This is a genomic window from Halomonas stenophila (assembly GCF_014192275.1).
In the GTDB taxonomy this organism is placed as follows: Bacteria; Pseudomonadota; Gammaproteobacteria; order Pseudomonadales; family Halomonadaceae; genus Halomonas; species Halomonas stenophila.
Genome location: NZ_JACHXR010000009.1, coordinates 43,423 through 57,094, shown reverse-complemented (window position 1 = coordinate 57,094; position 13,672 = coordinate 43,423). Strand labels below are relative to the sequence as shown.

Sequence of the window (13,672 nt, the reverse complement as noted above, 5' to 3'; positions counted from 1 at the left end):
TGCGCTCAAAGCGCCTGGGCCCAGGCGGCGGCATCGACCTCGATGATCAACGGGCTCTGGGCCTCGTCGAGGCGGGTCAGGGCGTCGTGCAGGCTCGCCGGGTCGGTCACGCCCTGGTGGCGGCAGGCGTAGGCCTCGGCCAGGGCGCGGAAGTCCGGGGCGGCCAGGTCGACGCCCAGGTGCGGTACCTCGCTCAGCGACATGTAGCGGCGGATCTCGTCGTAGCCATCGTTGTTCCAGATCACCAGCGCCACCGGCCGGCCCAGGTCGCGGGCGGTGCCGAGCTCGCCGAGCACGAACTGCAGCCCGCCGTCGCCGACCAGGGCGACCACCGGCTGCTCCGGCCGAGCCAACGCGGCGCCCAGCGCGGCGGGCAGGCCATAGCCGAGGGTGCCGAAGCCGGTGGCGGCGTTGAACCAGCGCCGCGGGGCCGGCATTGAGGCCAGGAAGTTGCCGGCATAGACCGGGCCGGTGGAGTCGCCGACCACGATCGCCTCGGGCAGCGCCTCGCGCAGGGTGGCGTAGAGCGGTACATAGGGGGCGAGCTCCGGATCCTCGGCGAGCACGAGGTCGCCGCGCACGGCGGCGGCACGGCCGGCACCATCGCGGTCGCTTTCGCCAGGCAGGCGCTCGAGCAGGCCGCGCATCGCCTGGCCGGCCTCGGCGAGCAGCGCCAGGTCGGCGGCCTGGTTGCGACCCAGCTGCTGGGGGTCGATGTCGACACGGATCAGCCGGCCGTCGAGACGGAAGCCCTCGTCGAAGACCAGGTCGTAGTCGGTCTCGCCGAGCTCGGTGCCCAGCGCCAGGACCACGTCGGCCTCGGCGGCCAGGCGCCGCGCCGCGGGCAGGCTCATGGTGGCGCCCAGATCGAGCGGGTGGTCGAGGCCCAGCACGCCCTTGGCGTTGATGGTGGTGAAGGCCGGGGCGTCGAGGCGCTCGACCAGCGCCCGGGCCGACGCCGGGGCGGCGGCGGTGCCGCCGCCGAGCAGCACCAGCGGGCGCTCGGCCGCGGCCAGCCAGTCGCCGGCCAGGGCCAGGGCCTCGGGAGCCGGGGCCGGCGGGAAGACCCGCGCCGAGGCGGCGGTCGGCGACTCGGGCGCTGGCGCGGCCATCACCTCGAGCGGGATCTCGATGTGCACGGGTCCCGGGCGGGCGGAGGCGAACACCGCGAAGGCGCGGGCCAGCACCTCGGGCAGTGCCGCCGGGTCGTGCAGGGTGTGGCTGAACACGCTGACCCCGGCGAGCGTCTCGCCCTGGCGGGGCATCTCGTGCAGCCGGCCCTGGCCGCGGCCCAGGGTGTCGCGCCGGTTGACGCTGGAGATCACCAGCATCGGCACCGAGTCGGCCAGTGCCTGGCCCATGGCGGTGGCGATGTTGGTCATGCCGGGGCCGGAGATGATGAAGCAGGCCGCCGGCTTGCCGCTGGCCCGGGCGTAGCCGTCGGCCATGAAGCCGGCGCCCTGCTCGTGGCGTGGCGTGACGTGGGTCAGGCCGCTGTCGCCCAGGGCGCGATACAGCTCGATGGTGTGCACGCCGGGGATGCCGAAGGCGGTATCGACGCCGTGGGCCTCGAGCAGCTCGATCAGTCGCTGGGCACAGGTCATGGGGTGTCGGTCTCCTCGAGGATCGCCGGCAGGCCGCCGAAGGGCGTGCGTCCCAGGACGCGCTCGACCATCGGCACGAAGTGGTCGAGCGGCAGGGTGTCGTAGTCGGGGTCGAAGCTGGCCTGGTCCCAGGCGTCGCAGAAGCGCACCGTGCGGGCATAGGCGGGATGGTCGCGGAACTGCGCCCGGGCGTGGCGATCCAGGCCGAAATAGTGGCGGTAATGGTAGCCCTGGAAGAGCTCGTGATGGCGGATCATCCAGGCATTGAGCGGATCGACGAAGGGCTCGAGGATGGCCGCGGCGATCTCGGCATGGTTGGCCGGGGCCAGGTCGTCGCCGATGTCGTGGAGCAGGGCGCAGACCACCATCTCCTCGTCGGCGCCGTCGCGCAGCGCCCGGGTGGCGGTCTGCAGGCTGTGCGTGTAGCGGTCCACCGGGTAGCCGTGGGTGTCGCCGGCCAGCCGGTCGAGGTGGGCGAGCACGCGGCGCGGGGCGTCGGCGATGTAGTCGCGGAAGCGATCGTCGATCAGCGCCCAGTCGTCGCGCTGTGCCTCGCCGAAGTGGCGGAAGCGGGCCTGGTTCATGCCGTCTCCTCCATGCGGGGTTCGGCCAGTTGCCGGCGCAGCACCAGGCGGCGGCTGGCGGTGCTGTCGCGATCCACGTAGCCCTGGCGCAGGTGGCGCACGCCGCCGGCCAGCTCGTAGGCGCGGCGGCCGTGCAGCAGGCGATAGTTGTCCATGATCAGCATCTGGCCCGGGTCGAGCTTGAGATGCACGGTGAGCTCCTCGGAGGTGATCAGCGCATAGAAGGCGCGTCGCGCGGCATAGTAGCGGGCAAGCTCCTCGGCGGGCAGGGCGTCGACGCGTTCGGTGCGGTTGGAGTAGCGCACCCGCACTACCTGGCCTCGGCCGTCGAGCTCGATCAGCGGCCCCTCGCTCTCCAGCCAGGTGGTGTCGTCGCGGTAGCGGAACCCCGGCGAGACCCGGGTCAGGCAGTCGAAGGCCGCCGGGTCGCGCTCGCGAAGCAACTGGGCCGCGCGATAGCCATCGACCAGGGTGTTGTCGCCGCCCGCGGCGGCGTTGGTCAGGCAATGCAGCCAGATATAGCCGGGAATCGGGTCGCGATAGGGGTTGTCGGTATGCGGCTCCAGGCCGCGCTGGGTCATGGTCAGGTCATAGGCGTCGGCCACCGACTTGACGTCGGCGATGCCGCCCCAGTTGGTGCGCCGCAGCGGCCCGATGCGGTCGATCAGCGCCTGCATGCCGTCCTCGTCGCTGGGCACGCCGGAGACCAGCACGAAGCCGTGGCGGTGCAGGCCCTCGAGCATCTCGAGCAGGGCGGCGTCGTCGTCCAGGGCGGCCGCGAAGTCGGTACGGGGCGGCTCGGCCAGTCGGGAATCCCACAGGGTACGGCCCGGGACGATCGTGTCGCGGGCATCGGTGTCGGCGCGCAGTTCGGCGAGCGGAAAGTGTGCGGCGTGACCGTCGCTGAAGCGCAGCGCCAGGGCGTCACCATCGAGTGCGGCATGTTCCAGGGCGAGGTTCAGGGGCAGGTCGGCGGCCTCGATCAGGCGCTGACCGGTGCGCGGGTCCAGGGTCTCGGTGTCGGGCGTCCGCTCGCGCAGCCACAGGGCCGCGAACTCGCGGGTCTGATCATCGAGGTCGAGGCTCAGGCGCTGCCCGTCGGGGGACAGCCGTGGCTTGCCGCTTGCGGTCATGGCGATGGATCTCCGAGTCATGCAGGGGACGTTGTGGGGTCGTGATCAGCGGCGCCGATGACGTGACCGGCTTTACCCTAACGTCACCCCGGGGCTATGATTTGCGTAAATTCGCCATAAAGTTGATGAATTTGGCCGTGAGCGATGGCTATCCCGAGGCTTGGCCCTATCCCCGTCCCGATTCCCCCCCTTTGCTGTCTCCCGAACAGGCGGAGCACACCCTGGATGTGTGGCTGGTGCCCAAGTTCTCGATGCTGACCCTGTTCTGCATGCTGGAGCCGTTGCGGGTGGCCAATCGCTTCGGTCGTGACCTCTTCGCCTGGCGACTCCGCTCGGTGGACGGCGAGGGGGTGGTCGCCAGCAACGGCGTGCGCATCGAGGTGGATGGCCAGCTCGCCACGGTGCCCGACGACGCCAGCCTGATGGTGGTGTCGTCCTATGAGGCCGAGGCCGCGGTCACCGCCCAGGACCGGGCGGTGCTGCGCCGCGTGGCGGCCCATGGCGGCTGGCTCGGGGGGCTGGATACCGCGCCCTTCATCCTGGCGCGGGCCGGGGTGCTGGAGGGGCATCGGGTGGCCCTGCACTGGGAGAGCGTGCCGGCCTTCCGCCGGGAGTTTCCCCGGCTGCGGGTCAGCCGCGAGCGGTTCGAGGCCGATCCCACCCGCCAGACCGGCGCCGGTGGTACCACCGGGATCGACATGATGCTGGATCGCATCGCGCGGGACTATGGCCCGGCGCTGGCCAACGCCGTGGGCCGTCAGCTGGTGCACCATCGCCACGACGAGCCGTCCGGGGACGACCGGCAGGCGCATCTCGCGGGCCTGCCGCGCAGCGTGGTCAAGAGCCTGGCGGCGATGGAGGCCAACCTGGCCCAGGCGTTGCCGATCCCCGAGATCTGCCGGCTGGCGGGCCAGTCCCAGCGGCAGCTCACGCGGCTGTTCCTGGCACACTTCGGCGAGACCCCCAAGCAATGCTATCTGGGCATGCGCCTCGACCGGGCCCAGCGGTTGCTGGCCGGCAGCCACTGCCGGGTGACCGAGGCGGCGATGGCGACCGGCTTCCAGCACCCGGCGCACTTCTCCCGGGCCTATCGGGCGCGCTTCGCGGAGTCGCCGCGGGAGACGGCGGCCCGGGGGCCGGGATGAGCGTTCAGCCGGCCGACCCGTTCGGCGGCGCCTCGGTAGGTGGCTCGCTCAGTTCGAATTCCAGTTGGGTGGGCTCGCTGGCGGCCTCCTCGACCCAGGTGGCACCCAGCGGCGCGGTGCCGGCGGGTACCGCCACGTAGTGCCCGTGCTCCTCGACGTCGGTCGCGGGGCGACGCACCAGGCAGTAGCCACCGAAGACGACGATGGCGGCATGGATCAGCGCCAGGTCCCAGAGGAAGCCGTCGGGCCCGATGGCATCCATCAACAGCCCGGTGGTCAGCGGGCCGAGGATGGCGCCGATCCCCAGTGCCAGCACCAGGCTGCTGCTCGCCGCCAGGGTCTGCGACGGCGTGAGGGCATCGTTGGCACAGGCCAGCAGCAGCGAATAGAGGGTCAGGGTGGTGCCGCCGAGCAGCACGCCGAGCAGCGTCAGCGGCAGGGCGTCGCCCCGGCCCAACAGCAGGCCGACCAGCGACAGGACCGTCGCCAGCGCGGCCACCGCCACGATCACCACCCGGCGGTCGGTCTTGTCCGAGAGCTTGCCCAGCGGCCACTGCAGCAGGGCGCCGCCGAGGATGAAAGCGCCCATGAAGGCGGCGACCTGATCCACCGCCAGGCCGCTGCCGGTGGCGAATACCGCCCCCATGCCGAAGACGCTGCCGTTGGCGATGCCGGTCAGCAGGCAGCCCAGGGTGCCCAGTGGCGCCAACCGGTACAGGCGCCGCAGGCTCATGGCCTCCGGCTGACTGATGTCCGGCTGAGGCGTGTAGCTGAGCAGGATCGGCACCAGCGCCAACGACATCAGGATCGAGACGATCAGGAAGAGCACCACACCGCTCGGGTCGGCGACGTTGAGCAGCAGCTGGCCGCCGCCCATCCCCAGGTAGCTGATCACCATGTAGAAGGCCAGCAGCCGGCCGCGCAGGTGGTTGCCGGCGTGACCGTTGAGCCAGCTCTCGGTGACCACGTAGAGCCCGGCATAGGCGAAGCCGGTGACCAGGCGCATGGCCGCCCAGACCCAGGGATCGATGAACAGCACATGCACCAGGATGGCCACGGAGGTGATCGAGGCCAGGGCCGCGAACACCCGGATATGGCCGACCTGGCGCAGCTTGCGCGGCGTCAGGGTCGAGCCGGCCAGGAAGCCGACGAAGTAGGCCGACATGACCAGGCCGGTGACGGTGTTGCCGAAGGCCTCCTCGGCGGCGCGCACGCCGAGCAGGCTGCCCTGCAGGCCGTTACCCAGCATCAGCAGGCCGACGCCCAGCAGCAGTGCCCAGAGGCTCCAGGCCGCGGAGATGGTGGTGGCGGGTGTCTGGGCGGGAGCGGTCATGGCGCCTCCTGCGGGGGATGGGCCTCAGGTCCCGGCGGTCAGCCGCCGGCGACGCCGGGCGCGCCGGATCATGCGGTAGCGCGAGCGGATCTCGTCACGCTCCATGTAGCAGCCCTGCAGCCAGCGGTGGCCGCTTGCGCCCTCGAAGGCGTCCCGGGCATGCAGCAGGCGACGGTTGTCGAAGATCACCAGGTCGCCGGGCCGGTAGGTGAAGCGGATGGCGAAGGCCGGGTCGCGCAGCAGGCGCTGCAGGGTCATCAGCGCCTCATAGGCCGGCTCGACGTCCTCGAAGGCGGTCTGCAGGGGGCCGCGCAGGAAGTCGGCGATGCGCACCTCGAGCAGTTCGCCCCGGGCGTCGAGTCGGATCATCGGCGCGAGCCACACGTAGTCGGTAGTCCTGGCGGTGTTGGCGTAGCACCAGCGCACCCGGGTCAGGGTGGCCCAGGCCTCGGGGTGGCGGTCGCGCAAGGCCTCGGCCACGGCGAAGCCGTCGAGCATCACCGCCTGGCCGCCCGCCACGCCGTTCTCCAGGCAGTGCAGCATCTGCAGGCCCGGGTGATACTCCCGGGTCGGCAGGTCGACGTGGGGCGGCAGGGCGATGGCGGTATAGGCATTGGAGTCGGGATCCGGCTTGGCCTTGACGTCGAACAGCTGGCCGAAGTTGGTGGGCCGCACCGGGCCGATGCGCCGGGCGATGGCCTCCAGCGAGCCGGGCTCGGTGGGCAGGCCACGCAGCCGCACGAGGCCCTTGCCGAGCACGCTCTCCAGCGCCGGGGCGAGGATCGCCTCCTCGACCTCGCCGTCGGGGGCGGTATCGAGCAGGCCTGTGGCATCGAGGGTGTCCGGGCCTTCCTCGGGCCCACCCCGCCAGGTCGTCACCGGTACCAGCGGCGTCTCGGGATCGGCGGCATTGTCGTAGTCGTGGGCGCGCAGCCAGCCGGGGTGGAAGCGCAGGCGCCGGTCCTCGGGGGCGAAGGCCACGCACAGGGCGCCGGCGGCGTCGATCTCGGCGCCGGCGATTGCCGGCCAGGCGGGCAGGGTGGAGAGATCGAGGATCCGCTCCCGGGTCGCCGAGTTGACGGTGGTCTCGTCGGCGGCGTTCTCGCGCAGCCAGACGCCGTGATAGCGGCTGACGCGCCCGTCGCTCCAGCGCACCGTCACCAGGCGCGGCGTGAAGGAGACGGCGTCGAGGTCGGCGTCGATCGGCCAGGCGTCGTAGTCGGGCGTCAACGGCAGGGCGGTCTCGGTCATGGGGCATCTCCTGAACGACGTGGGAACGGGCTCAGGATGCCAGCGGAAGAGAAAGGCCTCGCGACAGGATTCGACGCCGACTGTGCACGATTCGACAGGTGGGCTCAGTCGCCGATCACCAGCCAGCCGTCCGTCAGGCGCACGGGGACCGGGTCCAGGGCACAGCCCAGGCCCAGGCCGCCCACGCCTTCCCCGCTGCGGGTCGCGAAGGCGGCATCGTGGTTGGTGCAGCGCAGCTGCTCGCCGTCCTCGCTCAGCAGCCGGTCGCCGCGCTGGTCGAGGGGCAGGAACTGGTGGGGGCAGGCATTGACGTAGGCCTTGAGTGCGCCGTCGCCGAGGCGTATCACCAGCAGCGGGAATCGGCCGCGGTCGCTCTCCACGGTCACGCTCAGGTGGCCCTGCTCGGGCAGGGCGTCGGCCTCGACCACGCGAGTACCGGGGGAGGGGGCGCTGCGATATTGCTGCCAGGACTGAGGCATCAGGGTCTCCAGGGACGTGAGCGACTATTTGGTTTCAAATGAAACCGGTTGCCGGCGGACCTGTCAACATCCCCCGGTGCCGGGGCGTCAGGCAGTCGAGGCGTCGCTCAGGGACGCTGTCGCAGCGCGCTCGGGGTGACGCCATGGCGGCGCCGGAAGGCGCGGGTGAAGCTCGAGGCGGAGGCGAAGCCGCAGGCCAGGGCGATGTCCATGACGCTGTGGCGAGTCTCGCGCAGCAGCCGATGGGCGTGGTCCAGGCGGCGTGCCAGGTAGGCATGCTGCGGCGAGGTGCCCAGGTGGCGGGCGAAGAGCCGGTCGAGTCGCCGCCAGGAGAGGTCGAGTTCGGCGGCCAGCTCGCGGATGCCCAGCGGCGTCTCCAGGTTGGCTTCCATCAGGGCGATGGCGCGATTCAGGACCGGGTCGTCGGGGGTGGCCGGGTCGCGCTGGCGGCTGGCCGGCCGGCGTCCCTGGTCGTGGAGCAGCTGGTCGCGGACCTGGCCGGCCAGGTCGTCGCCGTGACGGCGGCGGATCAGGTCGAGGCTCATGTCGATGGCCGAACTGCCGCCGGCGCAGGAGAAGCCCTCGGGGGTGATCTCGTAGAGCGATTCCACGGCGTCGATGCACGGGAAGCGGGCGCGGAACTCGGGCAGGGACTCCCAGTGCAGGGTCACCGTCTGGTCCTCGAGCACCCCGGCGGCGGCGAGCACGAAACAGCCGGTGTCCACGCCGCCGAGCAGGCAGCCCGCGGCGGCCCGCTCGCGCAGCCAGTCGAGCAGGGTGTCATCGATAGCGGCCTCGGGCTCGAAGCTGGCGCACACCGCCAGGCTGGGGGACGGCGGGGCCTCGGCCATGGCGCAGGTCGCCGACAGCGTCATGCCGTTGGAGGCCATCACCGGCTCGCCGTCGCGGCTGATCACGTCCCACCGGAAGAGGGGCCGGCCACTGATGCGGTTGGCGATGCGCAGCGGCTCGATGGCCGAGAAGAAGGCCACCATGGCGAAGCGGGGCAGGAGCAGGAAGCCGATCCGTTCCGGCGCGGGGACGGGGGGATGGAGTCGCATGAAGTCCGTGATCCGGGGGCAAGGGTCGCGCGGCGGCGCCGCGACTCGAGGCCACGATTGTAGAAGCTACGGGAGGCGTTGCAACGTCGGACAGGCGCGTCGCCAGGTGACGAACGACACGGATGGTTTGACGTCGGCCGGGGGAGGCGACCCGGCATGGCGACCCGACCGCCTCCCGGGCGCGATGGCTCGGTCGCGGTGCCCGTCGCGTCGTATCCGGGCACTCGGGGGTCGCAACGGCATCCCAACGCTACGGCGGATTTAAGGATGCTGAATAGGCAAACGATCACAATCAGAAAAGGAACCTGTCGATGCCTGGCACCTCTCGCCCACCGTTCGCCGTTGCGGCGTTTCCCCTGTTGGCCCTTGGCCTGGTCGCCGCCTCCCTGCCCGCCCACTCGGCCAGCATGGACTTCTCCAACGAATACAACGCCGGCTCGATCCATGCCCAGGGCGACGCCTGGTTCATCGAGCGCGTCGACGAACTGACCGACGGCGACGTCGACATCACCCTGCACACCGGCGGCGCGCTGGGCTTCCGCTCCGGGGATCACTTCTACGCCGTGGCCGACAACGCCGTGCAGATCGCCGACAGCCTCTCCGGCACCCTGGGCGGCATCGACTCCATCTTCCTGCTGTCGTCGCTGCCCTTCGTGGCGGACGATGTCGAAACCGCCCGCCGCCTCTACGAGATCGCCCGGCCGGAATACGAAAAGGTCTTCGAGGACAACGACCAGATCCTGCTCTACGCCTCGCCCTGGCCGGCCAGCGGTATCTGGTCCGAGGGTCCCGTCACCAGCATGGCAGCGCTCGAGGACCTCAAGATCCGCAGCTATGACCGCAACGGCACCGCCACCCTGGTGAGCGCCGGCGCCTCCCCGGTGAAGCTCTCCTGGGCCGATGTGGTGCCCCAGCTCGCCACCGGCGGCATCGAGGCGGTGCTCACCTCCGCCGAGGCCGGCGCCAACGGCAGCTTCTGGGAACACCTGAGCGACTTCAACGCCATCCAGTACGCCGTGCCGCTCAACATGGTGCACATGAACCGCGACGCCTTCCGCGAGCTGAGCGAGGAGAACCAGCAGGCGATCCTCCAGGCCGCCGAGGAGACGGACGCCCACAACTGGGAGGTCGTGAAGGAACGCGTGGCGCAGAACTACACCGAGCTCGAGGAACACGGCGTCAGCATCCACGATCCGGTGCCGGCCGAGTTCCACGACGGCCTCGAGCAGGCGGCCCAGCCCGTGGTCGACGACTGGGTCGAGAGCACCGGCGAGCGCGCCACCCGTATCCTGGAGGCGTTCCACCAGGAGAGCCGCCAAGAGAGTGGCCAATGAGTTCACAGCATCGCCGTGACGGCGCCGCCTTCCCCGGCGTCGCCACCCTCGTGGTCGATGCCCTCGGCCGGCTGTCCAGCGTCCTGGCGTCGCTGGGCGCCGGGCTGGCCATGCTGCTGGTGGTCTACATGCTCGGCCATATCCTGCTCGAGATCGGCCTGCGCCTGTTCGGCCACTCGACCTTCATCCTCGACGAATACATCGGCTACGGCGTGGCGACGATGACCTTCCTCGGCCTGCCCTATGCCCTTGAGCAGGGCGGGCTGATCCGCGTGGCGTTGGTGCTCAAGCGGTTGCCCCAGTCCTGGCGCTGGCCGCTCGAGCTCCTCGCCAGTGTCTCGGCGCTGCTCGCCTTCGGCTGGCTGGCCCGCTACTGGACCTTGGCCGTGCAGCGCAGCTTTGAGCGTGGCATCGTCAGCGAGACCCTGGCCCAGACGCCCCTGTGGCTTCCTCAAGGGACGGTGCTGATCGGCCTCTACCTGCTGTGCCTGGTGCTCGTCGTCCGCTCGCTGCGCATCCTGGTGCAGCGCCACGCCTTCGATAGCGGAGACGCCTGAATGGAAACGCTACTCGTCGGCGCCGGCGTCATCAGCCTGCTGCTCGGTGTGCTCGCGCTGGGCAGCTGGGTCTTCGCCGGCCTGGTCATCGTCGCCATGCTCTCGCTGTGGGGGCTGGGAGACTTCGACGCCAACCGCATCGGCCTGATCCTCTCCAAGATCCTGTTCCGCGCCGCCAACAGCTGGGAGCTCTCGGCGATCCCGCTGTTCATCCTGATGGGCGAGCTGATCTTCCGCTCCGACATCTCCGAGCGGCTGTTCCGCGGCCTGACGCCGCTCACCCGCCGCCTGCCCGGCGGTATCCTGCACACCAACGTGCTGGGCTGCACGCTGTTCGCCGCGGTCAGCGGCTCGAGCGCCGCCACCACCGCCACCATCGGCAAGATCACCACCCGCGAGCTGGCCCAGCGCCGCTACGACCGCAGCCTGTCGATCGGCTCGCTGGCCGGCGCCGGCAGCCTGGGGCTGCTGATCCCGCCCTCGATCGTGATGATCGTCTACGGCGTGCAGGCCGAGGTCTCGATCAGCAAGCTGTTCATGGCCGGCGTGCTGCCGGGACTCGTGATCGCGGCCCTGTACGTCGGCTACGTGGCCCTGCGCAGCCTGCTCGACCCCAGCGTGGCCCCCAAGACCGAGGACACCGGCACCGGCGTTTTTCAGGCGCTGTGTGACCTGGCGCCCGTGCTGGGGCTGATCGTGATCGTCATCGGCGCCATCTACAGCGGCATCGCCACGCCCTCGGAGGCCGCGGCCGTAGGCTGCGCCGCCACCCTGGTGCTGCTGCTGTGGGAACGCCAGCTGACGATTTCGCTGTTCATCGAGGCGCTGCGCGGCGCGTTGATCAGCGCGGTGATGGTGTGCAGCCTGCTGGTGGCCGCGGCGCTGCTCTCGACTGCCATGGGCTACCTGCACCTGCCGAGCGAACTGGCCGGCTGGATCGCCGACCAGGCCTTCTCGCCGGTGGCCCTGCTGCTCGCCATGGCGCTGTTCTACGTGTTGCTGGGATTGTTCCTGGACGGCATCTCGATCACCGTGATGAGCCTGCCCATCACCCTGCCGATCATCGTCCAGGCCGGCTACGACCCGCTGTGGTTCGGCGTCTTCCTGGTGATCATGGTGGAACTGGGACAGATCACCCCGCCGGTGGGCTTCAACCTCTTCGTGCTGCAGGGGCTGACCGGCGAAAGCATCGGCCGCGTGGCCCTGGCGGCGGCACCGTTCTTCGTCTTGATGTGCCTCGCCGCACTGATCATCAGCCTGTGGCCCGGCATCGTGCTCTGGTTGCCGACCGTACTGTCGGGATAGCGGGAGCGAATGGGCCCCAACGGGTCTCGACGCCAGGTGGCGCATCCGGTGGGGAGCCGGGAAGGCCCGTGGCGGGCAATCTCGCCTTGCCGTGACGCCAGGGGCCGGTCATCATGACCGGCCCCTGTTCCGTCAGCCGCCCCTCTCATGCGCCTCGACTACTCCGGACCCACGCCCGAACCGGTCGGCTTCCTGCTGCTGCCGCGCTTCTCGATGATGGCCTTCTTCTCGGCCGTCGAGCCGCTGCGCATCGCCAATCGCATCAGTGGTCGCCCGCTGTTCGAGTGGACCCTGATCAGCGAGGATGGCGGCCCGGTCACGGCCTCCAACGGCATGACCCTGCTGGCCGACCGAGCCATTCACCAGGTGACCCACCTGCCGTCCCTGGCGGTGTGCAGCGGCTTCGATCCTGACCGTTACCTGAGTCGCGCGCTGATGCGCTGGCTGCATCGTCTGGACGGGGCCGGCTGTGTGCTGGGCGGTCTCGATACCGGTTGCTTCCTGCTCGCGGCGGCGGGCCTGCTGGACGGCGAGCGGGTCACCCTGCACTGGGAGAGCCTGCCGGCCTTCCAGGAGCGCTTCCCGGCCATCGCCACGTCCGACGAGCTCTTCGAGCTTGGCCGTCGTCGCTTCTCCTGTGCCGGAGGAGCCGCGGCCATGGACATGGCGCTCGACGTGATCGCGCGCCGCTACGGGCACCCACTGGCCATCGACGTCTCCGAGCAGCTGGTGCACGAGCGCATCCGCACCCGCCGTGACCAGCAGCGCATGACCCTCGCCCGTCGGCTGGGCACGCATCGTCGCCGCCTGGTGGATGCCGTGGACCTGATGGAGCAGCATCTGGAGACGCCGTTGCCGCTCGCCGAGGTGGCCAGGCGCAGCGGCATCTCCCCCCGCCACCTGCAACGCCTCTTCGACCAGGAGCTGGGCCAGTCGCCCCGGGACTGGTACCTGGGCCTGCGACTGGAGCGCGCCCGCCATCTGCTGGAGGAGACCGACCTGGACATCCTGGCGGTGGGGCTGGCCTGTGGCTTCACCTCCGGCTCGAGCTTCGCGCGAGCCTTCCGAGGCCGGTACGGCCTCTCCCCGCGACAAGCCCGGCGGTCCTAGATCTCCGCCCACATGCGCAGCAGGTTGGCCAGGCTCTTCGACAGCATGTCGAAGGTGCGGGTCTTGCCATGGGCCTCGAATTCCTGGCGCCGGGTGGTATCCAGGTCGAAGAGGACCTCCCGCTGCTGCGGGTCGCGCACCTGGCTCTGCGCCCAGCCCACGGCGGCCAGTCGCTCGCCTCGAGTGATGGGCTCGACCCGGTGCAGGGTGGACGAGGGATAGAGGATCAGGGCGCCGGCGGGCAGCTTGTAGGTCTGCTCCCCGGCGGTGGAGTCGATCAGCAGCGCGCCGCCCTCGTAGTCGTCCGGGTCGTTGAGGAAGAGGGTGAACGACAGGTCGGTGCGCATGGTGCCCTGGGGGGTGGCCATGATCGCATCATCGACATGGTTGCCGTAGCTCATGCCCTTCTGATAGCGGCTGAACATCAGCGGCTTCATGCGTCGCGGGCGGGCGGCCATCTGGAACAGCGGGTGGCGTTGCAGCGCCGAGGCCAGTTCCTCACGCAGGGCGACCACCTCGGGCTGGCGGCCGTCGGCCTGCTCGTTCTGCTTGACGGTGCGGGCATGCCAGCCGGCGGTTTCCCGGCCGTCCCGGAAGGCGCTGTCGGCCAGGGTGGCCTGTACCCGCCCGAGCAGCTCCGGCGAAATGACCTGGTCGATGCAAAGGATCACGGTAGGTGCTCCAGTCGAGAAAACGACTGCCAATTATAAACGGCTGTGAATGGTTTGCATTAAACTTTCGCAGTCGGCAATCTATGCCGTTGACCGAGTCGGCCA

General features: G+C 70.4%; 13 protein-coding genes. 5 read left to right on the top strand and 8 right to left on the bottom strand.

Annotated features, from left to right (window positions below; translation table 11 throughout):
- Nucleotides 1-5 precede the first annotated feature (5 nt).
- Genes FHR97_RS14660 through tmpA form a run of 3 tightly spaced genes read right to left on the bottom strand, consistent with a single transcriptional unit; the run spans nucleotide 6 to nucleotide 3,321 of the window.
- Nucleotides 6-1,604, bottom strand: coding sequence for a 5-guanidino-2-oxopentanoate decarboxylase (locus tag FHR97_RS14660; RefSeq protein ID WP_183384542.1), 1,599 nt, complete (start codon nucleotides 1,602-1,604; stop codon nucleotides 6-8).
- Nucleotides 1,601-2,188, bottom strand: a complete 588-nt coding sequence (locus FHR97_RS14655; protein WP_183384541.1) for an HD domain-containing protein — start codon at nucleotides 2,186-2,188, stop codon at nucleotides 1,601-1,603. Before FHR97_RS14655 ends, FHR97_RS14660 begins: the two co-directional genes overlap by 4 nt.
- On the bottom strand, nucleotides 2,185-3,321 hold the full coding sequence (gene tmpA, locus FHR97_RS14650) for a 2-trimethylaminoethylphosphonate dioxygenase (RefSeq protein ID WP_183384540.1): 1,137 nt from the start codon (nucleotides 3,319-3,321) through the stop codon (nucleotides 2,185-2,187). The genes FHR97_RS14655 and tmpA overlap by 4 nt, the downstream gene beginning before the upstream one ends.
- Before the next feature lie 125 nt (nucleotides 3,322-3,446).
- Between tmpA and FHR97_RS14645 the strand changes: the two genes are divergently transcribed.
- Entirely contained in the window at nucleotides 3,447-4,466 is a 1,020-nt protein-coding gene (locus FHR97_RS14645) for a GlxA family transcriptional regulator (RefSeq protein ID WP_183384539.1), read from the top strand.
- 4 nt (nucleotides 4,467-4,470) lie between these two features.
- Here the strand turns inward: FHR97_RS14645 and FHR97_RS14640 are convergent, their stop codons facing one another.
- The 4 genes from FHR97_RS14640 to FHR97_RS14625 form a co-directional block, all read right to left on the bottom strand.
- A complete protein-coding gene (locus tag FHR97_RS14640) occupies nucleotides 4,471-5,799 on the bottom strand; it encodes an MFS transporter (RefSeq protein WP_183384538.1) in 1,329 nt (442 codons plus the stop codon).
- A gap of 24 nt (nucleotides 5,800-5,823) precedes the next feature.
- A complete protein-coding gene (locus FHR97_RS14635; RefSeq protein ID WP_183384537.1) occupies nucleotides 5,824-7,050 on the bottom strand; it encodes a TauD/TfdA family dioxygenase in 1,227 nt (408 codons plus the stop codon).
- A gap of 104 nt (nucleotides 7,051-7,154) precedes the next feature.
- Nucleotides 7,155-7,529 carry a Rieske (2Fe-2S) protein gene (locus tag FHR97_RS14630; protein ID WP_183384536.1) on the bottom strand — a complete coding sequence of 125 codons (375 nt, stop codon included), beginning with the start codon at nucleotides 7,527-7,529 and terminating at the stop codon, nucleotides 7,155-7,157.
- A gap of 107 nt (nucleotides 7,530-7,636) precedes the next feature.
- Nucleotides 7,637-8,590: a GlxA family transcriptional regulator gene (locus FHR97_RS14625; RefSeq protein ID WP_183384535.1), complete on the bottom strand. Its 954-nt coding sequence runs from the start codon at nucleotides 8,588-8,590 to the stop codon at nucleotides 7,637-7,639.
- 311 nt (nucleotides 8,591-8,901) lie between these two features.
- On the opposite strand from FHR97_RS14625, the gene FHR97_RS14620 reads away from it, so the two are divergent.
- The 4 genes from FHR97_RS14620 to FHR97_RS14605 all read left to right on the top strand — a co-directional run bounded on the left by FHR97_RS14620 (nucleotide 8,902) and on the right by FHR97_RS14605 (nucleotide 12,896).
- A complete protein-coding gene (locus FHR97_RS14620) occupies nucleotides 8,902-9,924 on the top strand; it encodes a TRAP transporter substrate-binding protein (RefSeq protein ID WP_183384534.1) in 1,023 nt (340 codons plus the stop codon).
- Nucleotides 9,921-10,481, top strand: a complete 561-nt coding sequence (locus FHR97_RS14615; protein ID WP_183384533.1) for a TRAP transporter small permease — start codon at nucleotides 9,921-9,923, stop codon at nucleotides 10,479-10,481. Before FHR97_RS14620 ends, FHR97_RS14615 begins: the two co-directional genes overlap by 4 nt.
- Entirely contained in the window at nucleotides 10,482-11,786 is a 1,305-nt protein-coding gene (locus tag FHR97_RS14610; protein WP_183384532.1) for a TRAP transporter large permease, read from the top strand.
- A 147-nt stretch (nucleotides 11,787-11,933) separates the two neighbouring features.
- Nucleotides 11,934-12,896 carry a GlxA family transcriptional regulator gene (locus tag FHR97_RS14605; protein ID WP_183384531.1) on the top strand — a complete coding sequence of 321 codons (963 nt, stop codon included), beginning with the start codon at nucleotides 11,934-11,936 and terminating at the stop codon, nucleotides 12,894-12,896.
- Here the strand turns inward: FHR97_RS14605 and FHR97_RS14600 are convergent.
- Nucleotides 12,893-13,567: a Fe2+-dependent dioxygenase gene (locus tag FHR97_RS14600; RefSeq protein WP_183384530.1), complete on the bottom strand. Its 675-nt coding sequence runs from the start codon at nucleotides 13,565-13,567 to the stop codon at nucleotides 12,893-12,895. The two genes, FHR97_RS14605 and FHR97_RS14600, sit on opposite strands and share 4 nt — an antisense overlap.
- Nucleotides 13,568-13,672 lie beyond the last annotated feature (105 nt).